This is a genomic window from Nocardiopsis sp. TSRI0078, assembly GCF_001905145.1.
Classification (GTDB): domain Bacteria; phylum Actinomycetota; class Actinomycetes; order Streptosporangiales; family Streptosporangiaceae; genus Nocardiopsis.
Window position 1 is genome coordinate 148,837 of sequence record NZ_LWLB01000036.1, and the last position, 21,092, is coordinate 169,928.

General features: G+C 74.7%; 7 protein-coding genes. All 7 read right to left on the reverse strand.

Going from position 1 to position 21,092, the window contains the following annotated elements; all coding sequences use genetic code 11:
- Nucleotides 1-79 precede the first annotated feature (79 nt).
- From A6A08_RS25275 to A6A08_RS25305, 7 genes are read right to left on the reverse strand one after another with little or no spacing between them, the layout of a single operon-like run.
- Entirely contained in the window at nucleotides 80-523 is a 444-nt protein-coding gene (locus A6A08_RS25275; RefSeq protein ID WP_073705151.1) for an SRPBCC domain-containing protein, read from the reverse strand.
- A 52-nt stretch (nucleotides 524-575) separates the two neighbouring features.
- A complete protein-coding gene (locus A6A08_RS25280) occupies nucleotides 576-1,346 on the reverse strand; it encodes a thioesterase II family protein (protein ID WP_073705152.1) in 771 nt (256 codons plus the stop codon).
- Nucleotides 1,343-3,727, reverse strand: a complete 2,385-nt coding sequence (locus A6A08_RS25285; RefSeq protein ID WP_073705255.1) for a beta-ketoacyl synthase N-terminal-like domain-containing protein — start codon at nucleotides 3,725-3,727, stop codon at nucleotides 1,343-1,345. Before A6A08_RS25285 ends, A6A08_RS25280 begins: the two co-directional genes overlap by 4 nt.
- An 8-nt stretch (nucleotides 3,728-3,735) precedes the next feature.
- Nucleotides 3,736-12,579, reverse strand: a complete 8,844-nt coding sequence (locus A6A08_RS25290) for a type I polyketide synthase (RefSeq protein WP_083609275.1) — start codon at nucleotides 12,577-12,579, stop codon at nucleotides 3,736-3,738.
- A gap of 25 nt (nucleotides 12,580-12,604) precedes the next feature.
- Nucleotides 12,605-18,784: a type I polyketide synthase gene (locus A6A08_RS25295; RefSeq protein WP_199867040.1), complete on the reverse strand. Its 6,180-nt coding sequence runs from the start codon at nucleotides 18,782-18,784 to the stop codon at nucleotides 12,605-12,607.
- Nucleotides 18,781-19,887, reverse strand: coding sequence for an alpha/beta hydrolase (locus A6A08_RS25300; RefSeq protein ID WP_073705154.1), 1,107 nt, complete (start codon nucleotides 19,885-19,887; stop codon nucleotides 18,781-18,783). Before A6A08_RS25300 ends, A6A08_RS25295 begins: the two co-directional genes overlap by 4 nt.
- The gene (locus A6A08_RS25305) at nucleotides 19,874-21,085 is read right to left on the reverse strand and encodes an FAD-dependent monooxygenase (RefSeq protein WP_242422892.1); all 1,212 of its coding nucleotides are present in this window, start codon (nucleotides 21,083-21,085) and stop codon (nucleotides 19,874-19,876) included. Before A6A08_RS25305 ends, A6A08_RS25300 begins: the two co-directional genes overlap by 14 nt.
- Nucleotides 21,086-21,092: the final 7 nt, after the last annotated feature.

The window sequence follows — 21,092 nt, forward strand, 5'->3', positions numbered from 1 at the left end:
CGTTTCCCGGCGGGACGCCGCCGTACCCCGCGCGGCGGCGGGCCCCGCGCGGGTACGGGCCGGTCGTTGCGGGTGCGCGTCAGTCGTTCGCGGCGGCGCGGGACTCCACCAACTCCTTCAGCGCGCGGTTCATGTCGTGGAAGCCCTGCTCGGTGCGCTTCAGGGTGCCCTTGACCAGGGGAACCAGGAGCCCGGTGAAGGTCTCCTTGTGGACCAGGGCGGTCCCCTCGTCAGAGGGTTCGAGGCGGAACTCGTGTACGGCGCGGGCCAGCCATGCGGCCCCGACGGTTCCCTCCCAGCACAGCGTGCGGCCGGGGACGACCTCGGTGATCACCGGGTTGTGGCTGCTCTTGCCCCCGTCGGGCAGGACCATCCGGAACGAGATGCGCTCACCCACGGCGGCCCTTCCCCGGACCTCGACGATGAGGGGGTTCCACTCCCGGAAGCGTGGCAGGTCCGACAGGGCCTCCCACACCTGCTCGGGTGTGGCGTCGATGGTCTGGCGGGTCTCTATGACGTGCATCGGTGCTTCCTCCGTTGGTGCGGCTCCGCGCGGTACGCGGCCGGACGCGGTTTCAGGCCCGGCCGACGGACTCCAGGGCGGCGGCTCGGATATCGGTGACCAGTGCGCGGGCCAGACGGTCCGGCCCGTGGTCGACGAAGTAGAAGTGCCCTCCCGGCAGGGTGCGCCGTGTGAAGCCGGCGCTGGTCTCGTCACGCCAGGCGGCCACGGCCTCGGGTGGCGCCCACGGGTCGGTGTCACCCACGTAGGCCGTCACCGGGCAGGTCAGGGGCGCGCGGCCGGGATCCGGGCGGTAGGCGCCGACCGCGCCCAGGTCGGCGCGGACCAGCCGCAGGAAGCGCTGGCGGAACTCGGGGACCTCGGCGACACGGTCCGGCATCCCCCCGCCCACGGAGTTCAGGGAGGCGAGCAGGGCGGCGTCGTCGAGCTCGTGGAGGCCCCGGGCCTCGCGGGCCCGGAGGCCGGGCGCGGTCCGGCCGGAGACGCCCAGCCACAGGGGCGGGCGGCCCCGTGCGGTGAGGGCCCGCGCCGCCTCGAAGGCGACGACCGCGCCGAGGCTGTGTCCGAACAGGGCGAACGGCCCGCCGGGCTCCCCCTCCAGCTCGGCGACCGCCCGCCCGACCATCCGCGGTATGTCGCCCAGCGGGTCCTCGGAGCGGCGGCGGCCGTGGCCGGGCAGGTCGTACAGGACCGGCTCCCAGTCCTCTGGCAGTTCGCGTGCGAGGGGGAAGAAGCTGGCCGCCGACCCTCCGGCGTGGTGGAACACGAACAGGCGCAGGACGGCGTCCCGCGGTTCGCGGGGGCGTGTGAAGGGAGTCGTCACGCGGCCTGCTCCTGTCCGGACGGGGCCTTCACGGCCTCCACGATGCGGTCGGCCAAGTCCTCCACCAGCGCGCCGACGGTCGCATCGACGTCGAGTCCGTCCAGCGGAAGCTCGCACCCGAAGCGCTGTTCGGCACTGGTGAGCAGCGTCATCGCGGTGAAGGAGTCGCCGCCCACCTCCAGGAAGCCGCTGGAGGGGTCGACCGCGTCCTCGGCCCGCAGGACCGTGGCGAGCTCGGCGGAGAGGAAGGAGGTGATCTCGCCGCGGTCGGCGCCGCCCCCGGCGCCGGGGGCCTCCTCCCCCGCCTGTGCCGTCCCGGACGCCGTACCGGGCCGGGGCTCGTCGATCCAGTAGCGCCGCCTCTGGAAGGCGTAGGTGGGCACGTCGGGGTCGAACGGTGTACCCGGGGGACGAAGCGCCGCCAGGTCCAGGTCGGCTCCGGCGGTGTACAGGGCGGCCAGGGCGTCGAGGAAGACGGCGGCGCGGGTGTCGGATCCGGTGGCCAGCAGCGGGTACTCGCGGCCGTTCCACTCCAGGGCGGCGGCGTGCTCGAGGGCGTCGGCCGGTTCGGCGACCGTGCGCAGGCCCAGGCCGGTGAGGGCCGAGCTCAGCGCGGTGGCCGGGTCTGCGCCGGATCCGTCGCCGGGGACCAGTCCGGGCAGCGCCGAGGCCAGGGAGCGCACGGCCTCGGCGAGGGCGGCCGTGTCCTGGGTCAGCCGCAGGGCCACCGTACGCCCCACGGTGTCGCCGGGCCGTCCGGCCGCCAGCGCGGCGCGCAGGTTGGCGACCAGCTCGTCGGCCCCGGCGCCGGTGGCGGCGACCCTGTGGGCGAAGTCGGCACGGCCGCAGCGCAGTGTGTGGCAGGCCGAGGCCAGGTGCTTGCTCCCGGTCAGGTGGTCGCTGACACGGTCGACGAGTTCGGTCAGCGCGGCGCGGTCGCGGGCCGAGACGGTGACCAGCTCACGGCGGTCGGGCTGGAGCGCGGGGTCGTGCGGGCGGGGATCCGGCGCGGACAACAGGGCGTGTGCGTTGGTGCCGCTCAGCCCGAAGGCGCTGGCCCCGGCGACGGGCGTGCAGGTCGGCCAGGGGCGGGGCCGGTCGGGCACGTCCAGGTTCACTCCGTCCCAGGGGATGTGCGGGTTGAGGGGACCGTCCTCGGGCCCGCGGGCCGCGGGGACGGCGCCGTTGCGGAGCATGAGGACGAGTTTGATCAGCGCGGCCACCCCGGAGGCCGCCTCCAGGTGGCCCAGGCGGGCCTTGACGCTGCCCACCAGCAGCGGTTCGTCCCGGTCGGCCCTGCCGTAGACCTCCTGGAGCGCGCCCGCCTCGATGGGGTCGCCCAGGGAGGTGCCGGTGCCGTGCGCCTCGACGTAGGAGACCTCCTCGGGGCGCAGCCCGGAGTCGGCCAGGGCGGCGCGGATGACCTCCTGCTGGGCGGGGCCGTTGGGCACGGTCAGCCCGGAGGAGGCACCGTCGTGGTTGACCGCGCTGCCGCGCAGCACCGCCAGTACGGGGCGGCCCTCCCGTTCGGCCTCGTCCAGGCGCATCAGGACCAGGGCGCCCACGCCCTCGCCCCGGCCGTAGCCGTCGGCGTTGGCCAGGAAGGGCTTGCTGCGGCCGTCGGGGGCCAGGGCCCGGCTCCGGCACAGCGAGACCATCAGCTCCGGGGAGAAGATGGCGTTGGCTCCTCCGACCAGGGCGTAGCGGCACTCGCCCCGGCGCAGGCTCCGCGCGGCGTAGTGCAGAGCCACCAGGGAGGAGGAGCAGGCGGTGTCCACGCTCACCGCGGGTCCGGACAGGCCCAGGGCGTAGGAGACGCGTCCGGCCGCGAAGGCGTGGCCGCCGCCGGTGCCGTAGTAGGGGTCGATGCCCTCCAGGTCGGCACCGCGTGTGAGACGGTCGGTGTACTCGGCGGCCATGATGCCGACGAAGACGCCCGCGTCGCGCCGCTCGCCGCGCCGGATCGCGATTCCGGCCCGTTCCATGGCCTCCCAGGAGACCTCCAGCATCAGGCGCTGCTGCGGGTCGAGGGCCTCGGCCTCGCGCCGGGAGATCCCGAAGAACGCGGCGTCGAACCCGGCGGGGTCGTCCAGCAGGGCCGCCTTGGACACGTAGGAGGTGCCGGGCCGGTCCGGGCGCGGGTCGTACACGGAGCGCAGTCCGACCCGGTCCTCGGGGAACTCGCGGGCGGCGTTGCCCCGGCCGTTCAGGAAGTCCCAGTAGCCGTCGGGGGTGGTGAGGCCCCCGGGCAGGCGCAGGCCGGTGCCGACGACGGCCAGCGGGGCCCTGTCCCGCTCCTTGAGCTCGCGTATCTGGTCCTTGAGCCTCCGGGTGAGTGCGAGCTGTTCCTCCACGAGGCTGCGCAGATCGTTCTCTTCCACGGTCTTCCTCACTCTTCGCTCATCAGCTCGGCGCGGGCGGCCGCGACGAGGTCCTCTGTACTCAGTCCGGACAGGTCCCCGGTCGGTGCGTCGGTGGGGGGAGCGGGCCGCCCGGGTGCGGGGGCCGCGCCGGGCAGCTGCTGGTCGAGGTGGCGGGCCATCGCCTCGACGGTGGGGTGGTCGAGGCCGACGGTGGAGGGCAGGTCGAGGTCGAGCGCGTGGGACAGGCGCCCGCGCAGGTCGATGACCATGATCGAGTCCATACCGAGGTCGGCGAAGCCGTCCTGGTCGGCGACGGTGCCGGAGGAGCCCATGACCTCGCCCGCCGCCTCCCGGACGGCGTCGCGCAGGAGTTCGAGGCGGTCCTCGCCGTCGGTTCCGTCGGTGCGGGCGCGCAGCCATCCGCGCTCGGGTCCGTCGTCGGGCCCGCCCGTTCCCGCTGCCCCGGTTCCGACCAGTTCGTCGACCAGGCGGGCCGCAGGGTGGGAGCCCAGGCGTTCGGCGTAGCGGGCGAAGTCCGCGGCGACGGCCACCACCGCGGCGGTGTCCCCTCGGACGGCGGCCGCCAGAACGGGCCAGGCGTCCTGGTCGGTGAGCGGTCGCAGTCCGGCGCGCTCGGCGGCGGCACGCGCCTGGTCCTCGGCCGCCAGGCCGCCCCTGCCCTCCGGCTCCCAGGGGCCCCAGGCCACCGCGGTCGCGGGAACCCCGCGTGCGCGCAGCGCCGCGGCCAGGCCGTTGAGGTAACCGTTGGCGGCGGCGTAGTTGGCCTGTCCTGCCGCGCCCAGGACCGAGGACACCGAGGAGAACAGGACCAGGGAGCGCAACGGCTGTCCGGAGACCGCCTCGATGACCCGGTCCGCGCCCCCGGCCTTGGCGGCGAAGACCCCGCGGAAGGCGTCCTCGTCCAACTGGTGGAAGGCTCCGTCCCGGGTGGTCCCGGCCAGGTGGAACACGTAGTGCAGGGGGCCGTCGGTAGTCGCTGCGGCCACCGCGCGGGCGCAGTCTCCGGGGTCGGTGACACTGCCCGGGACCACGCGGACGGTGGTGCCCTCCGCGGTGAGGCGGTCGATGACCGCGCGGGCCGCCTCGCCGGGTGCGGAACGCGCCATGAGGGTGATGTCCCCGACACCGCGCCCGGCCAGCCAGCGGGCCGTGCTCAGGCCCAGTGCGCCCAGGCCTCCGGTGACCAGTGCGCTCCCGCCGTCGGCGACGGTGGCCTCTGGATCGGCGTCCCTGGTGGCGAGCCGCGCGGTGCGGACGCCGTCGGGGGTGACCCTCAGGCGGGTGCCGGTGGGCGCGTCCAGGCGCGCGGCCAGGGCTGCCGCCGCCTCCGCGGGCCCGGCTCCGTCGGCGAGGGCGACCCGGAGCAGGCGCCGGCCGGCGTCCTCGGCCTCCAGAGAGGTGAGCATGCCCCACAGGGCCTCCCGTACCGGTGCCTGGTCGTCGGCTCCGTCGGCCAGGACCGCGTAGGTCGTGCCCGAGGGGGCCTGGCGCAGTGTGGCGGCCAGATCGAGGACGGCGGCCAGGCACGCCTCGGCCGAGGTGTCGGAGAGGTGGGCGAACCGGGCGTCGACGACCAGTTCGCCGTCCAGGCCGCCACCGTCGGCGTCGGCGGTGGCGGCGATCCCGGCCGCGGTCAGGGCCTGCACCAGGCCGCTCCCGGCACCGGACCTGGTCAGGACCGTGGCGGTGGTGCCCGGCGCGGGGACCGCGTCGGCCCCGTCGGTCCGCCACTCGACGGTGTGCAGGTGGTCGCCGCGCAGGCCGCGCTGGAGTACCTCCCGGGGCGCGTGGCGGACACGGAAGCGGTCGGCGGCCATGAGGGTGTCACCGTCGTCGGTGAACATGTGCAGGTCGGCGACCTCGACCCGGAGCCGTCCGTTGGGCAGCTCGGCGGCCTCGCCCACACGCACGTGGCCCCACAGCTCGGCGCCGGGGCGGGCCCGGGAGGGGAAGAGCAACCGGTCCGCGGCGAAGGGGATCGCCAGCGAGGGCGCCTCCTCGGCGCGGGTGTCGACCATGAACCCGGCGATGCTCTGGAAGCAGGAGTCGATCAGGCCCGGGTAGAGCTCGTAGTCGGCGGGGTCGTCGGGCAGTTCGGGGCGACGGTAGCGCACCAGCGCCTCCTCGCCGCGGATCCAGATTCCGTCGATCCACTTGAACGAGGGGCCGAGGGTGTAGCCGAGGTCGCGGAAGTAGGTGTAGAAGCCCTCTCCGTCGATGTGGCGCTCGGCCCCGGCGGTGAACGCGGCGATGTCGGGACGCTCGGGCGCGGGTGCGTCCTCGTCGGTGGTGATCCGCGCCGACACGTGCTCCTGCCAGGTGTCCCCTCGGCCGTCGGCCAGGCTCTGTACGCTGAGCGCGGGCCGCTCGCCCTCGCCGACCATGAGCTGGGCGTCGTAGCGCTCGTGGTCTGCGATGACCAGGGCGCGCGGGCACAGCAGGTCGGTCAGGGCCAGGGGTTTGCCGCCCCCGGCCAGGGCGGACAGCGTGGTGGCCAGGTGGGAGGCGGCCGGTGTCACGACCGTCCCGTAGAGGCGGTGGTCGGTGAGGTAGCGGGGAAAGTCCGCGGACCGGTGGAAGGCGAAGGCCCGCCCGGTGAGGGCCGGTGAGCGCATCTCCTCGCCCCAGTGCCGTGCCCCCTCGGACGCGTTCCCGTCGGAGCGTGCCGGCGTCCCTTCGACTGCGGTCCAGTGCGGGGTGGTGTCGAAGGGGTAGAGCGGGGCGCCCTCCGCGCGGGTGCGGTCGGCGGACTGGACGACGCGCCAGTCGAGGTCCTGGCCGAGCTCGTAGAGTTCGGCGGCGGCGCCGAGCAGCGCGGCGCGCTCGTCCGTGCCCCGGCGCATCGACGCCACCAGGGCGGGAGGGCCGTCGGACGTGTCCGCGGCCCGGACCAGGCCGAGGAGCGTACGCCCGGGGCCGAGTTCCAGGTAGGCGTCCACGTCCTGGGACGCGAGGGCGCGAACGCCCTCGTGGAACAGGACCGGTCGGCGCACGTGCCGGCGCCAGTACTCGGAGGTGTACTGGTCGGGCCCGGCCAGGTCGCCGGTGACGTTGGCGACGATGGGGATCCGGGGCCGGGCGAAGTCCATCGGGGCCAGGGCCTCGGCGAAGTCGTCGAGCATCGGCTCCATGAGGCGGGAGTGGAAGGCGTGCGAGACGGTGAGCGCGCGGGCCTTGGCTCCCGTGCGCACGACCTGCTCGGCGAAGGCCCTCACCTCGTCGGGGGCGCCGGCGACCACGACCGACTCCGGGCCGTTGACGGCGGCCACGTCCAGGGCGGTGCCCTCGACCAGTTCCCGGACGCGGTCGGCGGGGAGCGTGACCGAGAGCATGGCGCCGGGCTCGGTGGCCTGCATGAGCTCGGCGCGGGTGCGGATGAGGCGCATCCCGTCCTCCAGGCCGAGCACCCCGGCGTGCACGGCGGCGGCGACCTCGCCGACGCTGTGTCCCATGACCGCGACCGCCCGCACACCCCAGGACTCCCAGAGGGCGGCCAGGGCCAGTTCCAGCGCGACGAGCGCGGGCTGGGTGACACGGGTCTGGTCGATGAGGCCGGGATCGGCGGAGCCGAACATCAGCTCGGTGAGCGAGGCGCCGAGGGAGCCGTCCAGGACCTCGTCGCAGCGGTCGACGACGTCGGCGAACACCGGCTCGGTCCCGTACAGCTCGCGGCCCATGCCGAAGTACTGGCTGCCCTGTCCGGAGAACAGGAACGCCACGCGGGGCGCCCGGTCGGCGGCACGGCCCCGGTGGGGCTGGGACAGGGCATCGCGCAGTCCGGCGGCGCCGGTACCGAGGACGGCGCGGCGGACCGGCAGGTGGGCGCGTCCGGCTCCGGCGACGGCGGCCAGGGCGGGGACCTCGTCGTCGGCGGCGGTGGCCAGGCGGTCCTGCCAGGCGCCGACAAGGCGGTCGAGACCGTCGGTGTCGTGCGCCGACAGGGGCAGCACCACCCGGGCGGACCCGGCCGGGTCCGCCTTCGGGGCGGTCGGCGCCTCCTCCACGATCAGGTGGGCGTTGGTGCCGCTGAACCCGAACCCGGACACCCCCGCCATGCGCGGCCGGGAGCCCGCACGCCAGTCGGTCGGCTCGGTGACCACGCGCGCGTTCATCCGGTCCCACGGCACGTGCGGGTTGGGTTCGGCGCAGTGCAGGCTGGACGGGATCGTGCCCTCGCGCAGCGCCAGGACGGTCTTGAACAGGGCCGCCATGCCGGAGGCGGACTCGGCGTGGCCGATGTTGCTCTTGACGGAGCCGAGCAGCAGCGGACGGTCGGCGTCCCGGTCGCGTCCCAGGACGTTCCACGCGGCCTCGACCTCGATGGGGTCGCCCAGTGAGGTCCCGGTACCGTGCGCCTCCAGGTAGTCGACGTCGGCTCCGCTGACCCCGGCGTCGTCCAGCGCCGCGCTGATCACGGCCTCCTGGGCCCTTCCGCTGGGCGCGGTCAGGCCGGTGGAGGCGCCGTCCTGGTTGACGGCGCTGCCGCGCAGCACGGCCAGGATCCGGTCGCCGTCCCGTTGGGCCTCGGAGAGCCGCCTGAGGACCACGGCGCCGCACCCCTCGGCCCGGCCGAACCCGTCGGCGTCGGCGGAGAAGGTCTTGCACCGGCCGTCGGGGGCGAGCATGTGGGCGCGGCTGGTGGCGACGGTGCAGGTCGGATCGGTGATGACGTTGGCTCCGCCGACGATCATCCGGTCGGACTCGCCGGTGCGCAGCGACCTGATGGCCAGGTGCAGGGCGACCAGGGAGGAGGAGCATGCGGTGTCGACGGCGAACGCGGGTCCGTTGAGGCCGAGCAGGTAGGAGATGCGCCCGGCGGCGGCGTTGAGCGCGGTACCGGTTCCGAAGTAGGCGTCCACCCCGTCGGGGCCTCCGCGTTCCAGGAGGCGGGCGTAGTCGGAGTTGGACAGTCCCACAATGACTCCGGTTCGGGTGCCCTCCAGCGAGGACGGGGCGGTGCCCGCGTCCTCCAGGGCGTGCCACGCGGACTGGAGCAGCAGCCGGTGCTGCGGGTCCATGCTCTGGGCCTCGCGGGCGGGGATGCCGAAGAACGGGGCGTCGAACCCTGCGATGTCGGTGAGGAAGCCGCCCCGGTCGGTGGTGAGGGCGTCCTGGGCGAACTCCGCACCCTCCCAGCGGTGCGCGGGGATGGGCGCGGTCGCGTCACGGCCCCGGCTGAGCAGGTCCCACAGCTGTCCGGTGTCGTCGGCGCCCGGGAAGCGGCCGGCCATGCCCACGACGGCGATGGGCTCGCTGCCGGGCGCGGCGGTCGGCGCCGTGTCCTCCCGTCCGCCGTCGGCGCGTACGGCGGCGCGCGGGGCCGGTGCCCGGGGCGTGGCGGGTTCGGCGCCGTCTCCGCTGATCCGCCCGTACAGGTGGGCGGCGAGCCGGTCGATCGTGGCGTGGTCGAACACCTCGGAGATCTCCACGGTCACGCCGAGTTCGGCGGACAGCCTCTGGACGAGGTCGACCGCCATCACCGAGTCCATCCCCAGGTCATAGAACCCGGTGTCGGTACGCAGCGCCTTGGCGTCGGCGTGGCCGAGGACGTCGGCCAGGACGGCGGCGGTGTAGCGCCGCGCCTCGTCGACGCGGGCGCGTTCGGGTACGGCCATGATGCGGGACGCGGCCTCCGCCGGGGTCCCGTCCTCCTGAGCGCGGGCGGGCGCGACCTCGTCGAAGAGGGGGCGTTCGCGGCGGGCGGCCATGACCCGGGTGAAGCGGTCCCACTCCACGGGGCAGACGAGCAGGTGGGGGTCGCCGCCGGGGCCCCGGGCGGTCAGGGACGCGACGCCCCGGGCGGGGGTGATGTCGCTGAGCCCGGTCGCGGCCAGGGCGGCGCGAGCCTCCCCGCCGGCCATACCGTCCAGCCCCCAGAGTCCGAAGGCCAGGCTCACGGCGGGCAGCCCGGCGGCGGCCCGGTGGGCGGCGAGGGCGTCGATTCCGGCGTTGGCTGCGGCGTAGGCGGCGTATCCGTCGCTGCCCCACTGGGCGGAGGCCGAGGAGGTCAGGAGGAAGAAGTCCGGGTCGTGGTCGCGGCTGAGCAGGGACAGCCACCAGGTGCCGGAGTACTTGCCGCGCAGGGCCGCGGCGAAGTCCTCGGCTCCGATCCGCTCCACCGAGCACCGGGGCAGGCTGCCCGCGCAGTGCACGACGCCGCCCAGGGCGGGCATGAGCCGCAGGGCCTCCCCGGCACGGGCGATGACCGACGGGTCGTCGCAGTCGGCGGCGAGGTAGGAGGCCTCGACTCCGTCGCGGCTGAGCCTGTCCAGGAGGTCGACGGCGGCGGCGCCGAGTTCGTCGCCCGGGCGGCGGCCCAGGAGCAGCAGGTGGCGGGCGCCGCGTCGGACGAGGTCCTCGGTGACGGCACGGCCGACTCCGCCGAGGCCGCCGGTGACCAGGTAGGTGGAGTCGGGGCGGACCGGCAGTCGCGGGGTGTAGTCCTCGGATGCGGCCACCAGCCGGGGCACGAGGGCGACGCCGTCGCGGACGGCCGCGGTGTCCTCGCCCGGGGCGTCCAGGACCAGGTCCACCAGGGCCCGGGCGTCAGCGGGGGCGGAGACGGCCGGCAGGTCGACGGTCCCGCCCCAGACCCCGCCCAGTTCGAGGCAGAGGGAGGCCGCGAGCCCGTTGAGGAGGCCGTGCGGTCCGGCGACGACGCTCTCGGTCCCGGTGACGCGGCGGCTGGCCCGGGTGACGACATGGGCTCGGTCGCCGGGCACGCCCCGCGCGGCCAGGTCCCGGACCTCCTCCGTGACGGCGGCGCACAGCAGCGCGCCCTCGTGGGCGATGTCGCGATCGGTGTCGGGGGCCTCTGGCAGGGGCCGGGCGGTGTGGGCGAGGACCAGGGTGACCGGCCCGGTCCCGGGCATGGGGTCGTTGCTCCATCCCGGGGGAAGCTGGCCGTTCCCGGCCGGGCCGAGGACCCTGCCTGTGAGGCCGCGTTCGCTGGCGGCGGCGAGGATCTCGTACAGGGTGGCGGTGTCGTCGCCCGCGAGGACGAGCGTACGCCCGGTGTGGTCGCCGCCGTCGCTGTGACCGGCCTCACGCCAGCGCAGGCTGTACGCGGGCACGGCCGTTCCCTCCCCGGGCGGCTCGGACGCCCTCACGGGGGCGGGGACGGCCGCGGGCGCGTGCCGTTCGCGCCTCCAGGGGTAGGGGGGCAGCTCGGCCACGTCGCGGGGCAGGCCGATGAACTCGGGGGCGGCCTCGCTCCGGAGGTCGTCGACGATCTCCACCAGCTCCGAGTCCCGCCCCTCGGAGACCGCCCGCAGGGCCGCCGCGGCCCGGGCCGGGTCGGTGGCGCGTACGCGGGCGCGCACCCGGTGGCGGAACCTGCCCTCGGTCAGGGTGTAGGCGAAGGCGGCGTACCCGGCCTGGTCCTCGGGTACCTCGGCGACCAGGGCGGCGGCCATGTCGCGCAGGGCCTCGGTGGTGGCGGCGGCCAGTTCGAACCCGGGAACGCGCTCGGGGGCCTCGGGCAGCTCCCTGTCCGGTTCGGACGGGCCGACGATGACGTGGGCGTTGGTGCCCGACATGCCGAAGGAACTGATCCCGGCGTACGCACCGGTGCCACCGTCCCAGGGCAGGGTCTCGGTGGGAAGGACGATGCCGGTGCCCTCCACGTCGACGCGGGGGTTGAGGGTGGTGAAGTTGGCCAGGGGGGCGACCTCGCCGTGGTGCAGGCAGGCGATGGCCTTGAGCACTCCGGCCACGCCCGCCGCGGCCTCCAGGTGGCCGATGTTGTTCTTGAGCGCGCCCACCCGCAGCGGTGCGCCGCCGTTGGGGCGGGCCAGGGCCTCGGCGATCGCCTCCATCTCGATGGGGTCTCCCAGGGAGGTGCCGGTGCCGTGCGTCTCGACCATACCGATGTCGGCGGGGGCCAGGCCCGCGTTGGCCAGGGCCCTGCGGATGACGTCGACCTGGGCGAGGACGTTGGGCGCGGTGAAGCCGGTGGACCGGCCGTCCTGGTTGACGGCGGAGCCGCGCAGCACGGCCAGGACGCGGTCGCCGTCGGCCACCGCGCGGTCCAGCCGCTTGAGCACCACCACACCGCAGCCCTCGCCGCGGCCGAAGCCGTTGGCACGGGCGTCGAAGGCCTTGCACCGGCCGTCAGGGGCCAGTGATCCGGTCTGCTGGATGGTGCGGGTCGAACGCGGTGACATGATGACGCTGACGCCTCCCGCCAAGGCGACGTCGCACTCACCGGTGCGCAGCGCCTGCGCGGCCTGGTGCATCGCGACCAGGGAGGAGGAGCACGCGGTGTCCACGGCGATCGCCGGTCCGGTCAGGCCCAGAGCGTAGGAGACGCGCCCCGCGGCGAAGCAGTGGCCGCTGCCGGTGGACCAGTAGGCGTCGGCCTCGTCGCCGCTCCAGTCGCGGTAGTCCTCCTGGCTGCCGGTGACGCCCACGTAGACACCCGCGCGGGAGCCGGCCAGCCGGTCGGGCGGCAGCGCGGCGTGTTCGAGCGCCTCCCAGGCGACCTCCAGCAGCAGCCTGTGCTGGGGGTCCATAGCGCGGGACTCGCGGGGGCTGATCCCGAAGAAGCCCGCGTCGAAGTCCAGGACCCCGTCCAGGAACCCGGCCCGGTCGACGGTGGCGTCCCAGCCGTCGGCGAAGGGGGCCCTGCGGGACGCGGGCACGGGGCCCACGGCGTCCCGGCCGCTGCTCACCAGGTCCCAGAGGCCGTCCAGATCGCGGACGCCGCCGGGCAGGCGCATCCCCGCGCCGACGACGGCGACGGGCTGGTCGCCCCTCTCCTGGGCGAGTTGGGCCTTGAGCTGTCGGATCGTGTCCATCGCACGGCTCAGGGGGGTGGGTCCGCCCGGCCGTCCACTCGGTTCGGTCATCGCGTTCGTCCTCGGGGTCAAAGGTTCAGGCGGAGGTGGTGAGGCGCTCGTCCAGCACGGCGGCCAGGGCCTCCGTGCTGCCGTAGGTCCACAGCAGGGTCGGAGAGAGCTTGAGGCCGAAGGCGACCTCCAGGCGGTTGCGCAGCTCGAGGCTCATCAGCGAGTCCAGGCCGAGCTCCTTGAAGGGGACGCGCCTGTCGATGGCGTCGGACTCCAGGCGCAGGACGCGCCCGGCCAGCTCCCGTACCTTGGCCTCGACCAGGCCGGGACGCTCGTCGGGGTCGGCCGCCAGCACGCGGACGCGGAACTCGTCGCCCTCCGTTCCGCCGCTGTCGGCACGGTCCTTGAGCAGTTCCCAGCTGGGCTGGGCCGCGGTCTCGGGGTAGGCGTCGAACCAGCGGCGCAGGTTCAGGGGCACATAACCCGTGACGGGGGTGTCGGCGGCCAGCATTCCGTCCAGGGCCCGCCACGCCTCGTCGGCGGTGAACCCGCCCATGCCGCGGTCGGCGAGCCGGTCGCCGCGGTTGGCGTCTGCGGCGGCCAGGCCCACGTCCGTGAACGGACCCCACTGCACGCTCAGCGCGGGCAGGCCCCGGTGGCGGCGGGCCACTGCCAGGGAGTCCAGGTAGGTGTTGGCCGCCGCGTAGGCGGCCTGTCCGACGTTGCCGACCAGCGCCGCGGCCGACGAGAACAGCAGGAAGAAGTCGAGCGGGTCGTCGCCGGTCAGGGCGTCCAGGTGGCGGGCGCCGTCGACCTTGGGCCCGATGACACGTTCGACCGCCTCCGGGGTCAGGGTGTCGATGGTGGCGTCGTCGAGGACTCCGGCCGCGTGCACCACACCGCACAGCGGCGTGCCGTCCTCACGGAGTTCGGCCAGGAGCTTCTCCACCGAGACGGCGTCCGTGACGTCGGCGGAGACGACGGTGACCTTGGCCCCTCGCCCGCGCAGCGCCTCGATACGCGCCTGTGCCTCGGCGGTGGGCCCCGACCGGCCGACGAGGGCGAGCGCGCCCGCTCCCCGCTCCGCCATGTGCTCGGCCAGGGACAGGCCCAGGGCGCCCAGGCCGCCGGTGACCAGGTAGCGGCCGTCGGCGCGCAGGCTCCCGCCCGGCATCGCCTCGGGAGCGATGGAGGTGACGGTGTCGGGGTCGGTGAGCACGATCTTGCCGACGTGGACGCCGCGCGCCATGTCGCGCAGCGCGTCGGCGGCCTCCGCGAAGGGCCGGGTGATGTACGGGAGCGGGGTGAGCGTCCCCTCGCACACCCCGGCCCAGACGCGGTCGAAGAGCCGCGCGAAGCGCTCGGGGCGCCGGGTCATGAGTCCGGCCAGGTCGACGGCGGCGAAGGACACTCCCTTGCGGAACTCCGACAGGTTCAGGGACCGGCCCTGGTAGATGTCCTTCTTGCCGACCTCGACGAACCGGCCGTCCTCGGCCAGGACCCTCACCCCCAGGCCGATGGCGGCGCCGGAGAGCGAGTTGAGCACGACGTCCACGCCGCGACCGCCGGTGGCCCCGAGCACTCCGTCGGCCCAGGACAGGTCGCGGGAGTCGAAGACGTGCTCGATTCCGGACTCGCGGAGCGTCCGCCGCTTGTCCTCGCTGCCCGCGGTGGCGATGACGTGCGCGCCGACCGAGCGCGCCACCTGCACGGCGGCCTGGCCGAGGCCGCCCGCCGCCGAGTGGACCAGCACGGTCTCTCCCTCCTCCAGACGGGCCAGGTCGCGCAGCCCGTACCAGGCGGTCATGGCCGCCAGCGGCAGGGTGGCGGCCTCGGCCGCGCCGAGGTGGTCGGGGAGGACGCGCACGTGGTCGGCGCGCAGGGTGACGTGGGAGGCGATGGCGCCGAAGACGCAGGCCGCGACCCGCTGTCCGGGCTCGAAGCCGGTGACGCCCTCGCCGACGTCCGTGACGTGCCCGGCGCACTCGCCGCCGAACAGGTCGCCGCCGCTGGGGTCGGGGTAGGTACCCAGGGCCTTCATGACGTCGATGAAGTTCAGCGCCGACGCCTCGACCCGTACCCGTACCTCGCCGGGGCCGGGGCGGTCGGTGGTGAGCGGCCGGTACACGAGCCGTTCCCACAGGCCGGGGCGGTCGGAGGTGAGGCGGTGGGGTCGGCGCGGCGTCGCCCATGCGACGGGGACCGGCCCGCTCTCGTCGGGGCCGCCGGCCAGGCGGCCGACGAGGCGCCGGCCGGAGCGCACGAGGACCTGGTCCTCACCGTCGTCGGCGAGGAGTTCGGCGACCGCGTCCGTGACACGCCCGGGTCCGGCGACGTCGACCACCCGCGGGGTCAGTTCACCGTGCTCACGGCGCAGCACGCGGGCGAAGCCCCAGTACAGGGCGGCACCCGGGTCGGGGACCTCGGTGGGGTCGGCGGCCTGCGCACCGTGGGTCAGCACCGTCAGGCGGGGAGGGACACCGCGTCCGGCGCAGGCGCGGACGGTCCCGGTCAGTTCGGTGATCCCGGCGCGCTGGGCGTCGAGGCCGCGTGCGGCGCTCGGGGCGACATGGACGACCGCGTCCACCGGGGTCCCGGAGACCTCGTCCATGGTGCGTCCCCGGTGGACGGCGGCTCCGGCCGCCTCCAGCGCGCGGGCCAGGTCGCCGGTGCCGTCGGCGGGGTCGCCGACGACCGCCCAGGCACCCGGGCCCGCGGGCCCGGGGGCGGGGCGGTCGACGTAGGTCATGCGGTGCAGGCGCTCCGTTTCGGCGCCGCGGTCCTCGGTGCCCTGGAGCGGGCTCAGGCGCAGCCCCCTCATGGTCATCAGGGGGCGCTCGGCGTCATCGAACAGGGTGAGGTCGAACAGGTGGGTATCGCGCCGCACGGCGTGGCTCCACCCGGCCAGGACCGGTTCGGCGAGGTCGTGGTGGAGGGTCACCCGGTCGACTCCGGTCGGGACGACCGTGGCGCCGTCTCCGCACAGGGCGAGGGTGACCTGAAGGGCTCCGTCCCACAGGGCCGGATGCAGCCCGTGGGGGCGCGCTCCGACCCGGACGCGCCCGTCGAGGCCGAGCCTGCCCAGGGCCTCGGTCTCGTCGTGGCGCAGTTCGGTGACGACGCGGAAGGCCGGTCCGTAGTGGAGCCCGCGCGCGGTGCAGGCGTCGTAGAAGGCCTCGACGTCGCCGGCCCGCGCGGTGCGCAGGGCCTCGGGGAAGGCTTCGGCCCGCTCGTCCCCGACGGAAGTGTGGTGGACGCGTGCGGTGGCGTGGGTGGTCCAGCCGCCGGCGCCCTCGGGCAGGGACATCAGGGTGAAGCTGCCTCCCTCGGTGACGTCGTCGCGCCACAGCACGGCGAGGCGGGCGGCCTCCCCGGCCAGGGTGAGGTCGCTCAGGAAGCGCACGTCGACCAGGTCGCGGGGCAGCGCGCCACCGCGCGCACGCGCGGTGGCGAGGGCGAGGGCGAGCATGCCCGCGCCGGGGAGGACGACGGCGTCGTGGACGCGGTGGTCGTCGATCCAGGGTTGGTCGCGCACGTCGAGGGTGACCTCGCCCTGCCAGGCGTCCTGCTCGACGGTGAGCGGGGACAGGATGGGTTCGGTGCCGCCTCCGGTGCGCCTGCGGGCCTCGGGCACCCAGTAGCGGGTGCGCTGCCACGGATAGGGCGGCAGTTCGGCGCGCACGTCGGCGGGCACGTGCGCCAAGGGCTCCAGTCCACTGGTGTAGGCACGGGCGAACGCGCGGGCCAGATCTGTGGTGGTGCCGCGGTTCCGGCGCAGCGTGGTCAGCACGCTGGCGTCGGTGCCGTGTTCGCCGACCAGTCCCTCCAGGGCCATGGCCAGGATCGGGTGGGCGCTGACCTCCACGACGTGGGTGACGCCGTCGTCGAGCAGGGCGCCGACCGACTCGGCGAAGCGCACCGGGCGGCGCAGGTTGGCCACCCAGTACTCGGCGTCGAGTTCGGCGCCGGTGAGCACACGTGCTTCGACCGTGGACATCATCGGCACCTCCCCCTCGCGGGGCGCCACGTCCGCCAGGTCCCGGACCAGGTCGTCGGAGACCTCGTCCACCTGGGGGCTGTGCGAGGCGTAGTCCACCTTGACCAGGCGGCAGTCCACCCCGTCGGCCTCCAGCAGCTCCTTGAGCATCAGAACCGAGTCGGACTCGCCGGAGAGCACACACGAGGTCGGCCCGTTGTTGACCGCCAGGGACACGAACTCCTCGAAGCCCTCCAGGCAGCGCTGGGCGGCGTCCCTGTCGAGTTCGACGGCCATCATGAGCCCCTTGCCCGCGATGGCGCGGACCGCGGAGCTGCGGAGCGCCACCACGCGGGCGGCGTCCTCGTAGGACAGGGCTCCGCTGACGGTGGCCGCGGCGACCTCGCCCTGGCTGTGGCCGACCACGACGTCGGGGTCGACCCCGGCCGCGCGCCACAGCTCGGCCAGTCCGACCGAGGTCGCCCAGAGCACGGGCTGGACCATGTCGACCCGGTCGGTCCAGGCGGCTCCGGCGCCGCCGGTGACCACCTCGGCGAGGTCCCAGTCGACGTGGGCGGACAGGGCGCGACCACAGCGGTCGACGGCCTCGCGGAAGACGGGGGCGTGCTCGTAGAGTTCGCGCCCCATGTCGACCCACTGGGAGCCCTGTCCCGGGAAGACGAACGCGACGCGTCCGACGGGGCCGGGGTGTCCGGTGACGACGTCCTCGGACTCCTCGGGGTCGTGGGTGCCGTCCGCGAGGGAGCGCAGCCCCTCGGCCAGTTCGGCGGGTTCGGTGGCGAGCAGGGCGGCGCGCACCGGCAGGTGGTCGCGGCGCCGGGCCAGGGTCCCGGCCGCGCCGGCCACGTCCAGCTCCCCCGCGGTCAGGGCGTCGGCCAGGTCGCCCGCGCGCTGGCGCAGCGCGGCCTCGGAGTGGGCGCTGAGCGCGGTGAGCAGTGCGGGCACCGGCTCGGCGGTACCGGGCCGGGCGGTCTCGGGCGCGGTGGTGAGGACGGCGTGGGCGTTGGTCCCGCCCCACCCGAAGGAGTTGACCGCCATGTACAGGGGCTCGTCGCCGGGCAGTTCGACCGGGGTGCGGACCGGGGAGACGTTGAGCTCGTCGAAGGCGATCGCGGGGTTGAGCGTCTCGGCGTGCAGGCTGGCCGGGATGGTGCGGTGCCGCAGCGCGAGGATGACCTTGACCAGCCCGGCCAGGCCCGCCGTGGCCTCCAGGTGGCCGATGTTGGTCTTGACCGAGCCGATGCGCAGGGGTCCGGCCCCGGGTGAGCGGGTGGCGCCCAGGACGCGGCCGATGGCCTCGGCCTCGATGGGGTCGCCCTTGGGGGTCCCGGTTCCGTGCGCCTCGACGTAGGCGAGCCGGTCCGGGGACAGGCCCAGGCCGGTGTAGGTGGTGCGCAGGAGGTCCTCCTGCCCGGCCGGATTGGGTGAGGCCAGGCTGTCGCCACCGCCGTCGTTGTTGACCGCGGTGCCCGCCAGGACGGCGTGGATCCGGTCGCCGTCGGCCAGGGCGGCGTCCAGGGGCTTCAGGTGCAGGGCGACCACGCCCTCGCCGCGCACGAACCCGTCGGCGTCCGCGGAGAAGGCCTGGCACAGTCCCCGGTCCGACAGGCCGCCGAAGTGCGTCAGCCCTATGGACACGTCGGGAGCGAGGATGAGGTTGACGCCGCCGACCAGGGCGGAGTCGACCTCGCCGTGCCGGATGGCCTGCGACGCCAGGTGCAGGGCGACCATGGCCGAGGAACAACCGGTCTCGACGGTCATGCTGGGGCCGGTCAGGCCGAGGAAGTAGGACACGCGTGCGGCGATGACGTCCGGGGCGTTGCCCACCGCGCTGTGCTGCGTGGCGGGGGCCCCGCGCTCCTTGCGCAGGATCTCGTAGTCGTGCCAGGAGGCCCCCACGTACACGCCGCAGCGGGTGCCGCGCAGGCGGGCCGCGGTCTGCCCGCCGTCCTCCAGGGCACGCCACGCGGCCTCCAGGAAGAGGCGCTGCTGGGGGTCGATGTCGGCGGCCTCTCGCGGGGAGATGCCGAAGAACACGGGGTCGAAGTCCGCGACGCCGTCGAGGAAGCCGCCGACGGACTGGACGTGCTTCTCCGGGTCGAGCTGGGCGGTGGCGTCCCAGCGGTCGGCCGGGACCGGGCCGATGGCGTGGCGGCCCTCGGTCAGCATGTTCCAGAGGGCACCCGGGTCGGGTGCTCCGGGGAGGCGGCTCGCCAGGCCGACGACGGCGACCTCACGGGTGTCCTTACCGTGGTCCGCTGGGATCAAGGGGTTCCTCCAGTGGCGATGGGGCCGTTGTACAGCGGCCGGATACGCATCAGGCGTCGGGTCAGCAGGCCGAGGACGGAGGCCAGTCCCCCTCGTCCGGCGTGCTGGCACAGGGCGGTGAGGGTGAGCAGGCGCGTCTGCCGAAGATGGTGGGGCGCGCCGTGAACGTCGTCGAAGGCGTAGACGCTCAGGCCTGGGTTGAGCACCGCGGCGTCGCGCCAGTCGCGGTTGGGGATGATCTCGTCGCGGGTGCTGGCCACGTAGGTGACCGGCATGCGCAGTGCGGCGATCTCGTCGGGGGCGAGGGCCAGTTCGTCCAGACGGTCGGCCAGCCCGTCGTGGCTGACGCGGGCCGCCCGGCTCAGCGCGGCGCGGGTGATGCGGGGCATGCCCGCGCGCGCGTCGGGGTCGGTGAAGAAGGCGCGCAGGGGCGCGCCGACGGTGACCAGGCGCCGGAGGCGTTCGTCGCGCGCCGAGCACAGCATGGCCAGGTGGCCGCCGAAACTGGGCGCCACCGCCAGGGTGGCGTCCGCGTCGCAGTCGTCCGCGACGGCGTCCATGACGGCGGTGTAGACGTCCGCCGCGTCCCGGGAGTAGGGCACCCCGTTCTCTCCCACACCGGGGAAGTCGGCGATGGCGATGGCGCAGCCCAGCCTGCGGCTCAGCCCCAGGAAGCCGCTCCACTGCTCCTTGAGCGCGACGATGCCGCCCATCATCACCACGAGCGGTGCGTCGGTCCGGGCGGGCCGGGAGAAGAGGAAGGACACCTCGTCACCGCCGACCCGGGCGGTCCGCCTCTCCCCCGCGCCGGTCTCGGCCAGCCAGTCGGCGGTGACGGAGGCCGCGCTGCGCGCCGCGGAGACCTTGGCCGGGGTGTCGGCGCAGGGGAAACGAGCCAGGACGTACAGGTCGGCGGCCTCGGACGCGTCACCGCTCTCATGGCGGTCGGCTGCCAGGCGGGACCACTCGGTGACCCACCCGCCCTCGCCGACACCGTCCAGGTCGCGGATCCGGCCGAGCACATCCTCGATCTCGGCGTTGCTGAGACCCATGTGCCGGGCGTGGAGCCGGACGAACTCCTTCGCCTCGTCAAGCGCGCGCATACACGTCCTCGACGGCCATGCCGTGGGGGGCGTTCAGGACGCGGTCGAGCAGGCGGTACTTGAACGGCAGCCGGTTGATGACGCGCAGCCGCGTCCGGCGCATCGCGGTTCCCGCGGCCGAGGATTGGGCCAGGGCCGCCTCCTGGAAGCGCTGGAAGCGGGTGACCATCGCCTTGTGTCTGCGCCGTTCGGCGACGACCTCCTCGAAGACGCCCGCGGGGACCGCGCCCTCCCGCTCCCGCAGGGCGCGTGTGATCACCGGGGTGAAGTACACCGCGTCCTGGAGGGCGAGGTTGACCCCCTGGCCCAGGATGGGGGTGCAGGTGTGGGCGGCGTCGCCGACGAGCAGCAGCCCGTCGCGGCTCCAGGTCTCCATCTCGGCGGTGAAGATCTCCAGGAAGGACGTGTCCTTCCAGGAGGTGATGTGCTCCTCCACCAGGTCGGTGAGCTGCGGGGCGACGTCTCGGATGCCCGCTTTGAACGCCTCCAGCCCCTGGGCGCGCGCGTCGGCGAGGCCGCGCTTGGGCAGGTTGTAGCCCACGCGCAGCAGGTCGGGGAAGGCGGGCAGGATCACCAGGTGCCTGTCGCCGGAGGCGACGAGGTTGCCGTCGTGTCCCCAGTCGTCGGGGCGCGGCAGCTTGAACCACAGGAAGTCGCGTTCCATCGGCTGGATGTCGGCGGGCAGGCCGGACAGCTTGCGGGTCTTGGAGAAGCGGCCGTCCGCGCCGACGACGAGCCGGGCGCGCACCTCGACGCGCTCGTCGCCGCGGCGCAGCACACCGCCGCGCACCTCGCCGTCCTCCTCGATCAGGCTGGTCAGGTTGGCGGGGGCCATGTACGTGAAGCCCGGGTACTCGGCCGACCCGTCCAGGAACGCACCGATGAGAGCGGGCTGGGGGATGTCGATGGGTACGGCCCCGATGGGGAAGCGCCGGTAGTCGATGTGCATCACGCGGCGGCCCCTCTCCCACTGCCCGATGCCCGTCATCTCGACGAACCCGTGCTCGCGCAGGGCCGCCTCGAAGCCGAGCTCGCGCAGGGTGAGCACGGAACGGGCGGCGATGGTCTCGCCGCGGAAACTGCGCTCCAGCGTGGACTGCTTCTCGGCCAGCACCACGTTCACCCCGGCCCGCGCCAGGAGGTGCGCGAGGAGCCCGCCGCCGGGGCCCGCGCCCACGACGAGGACGTCGGTGTGCACCGTACTT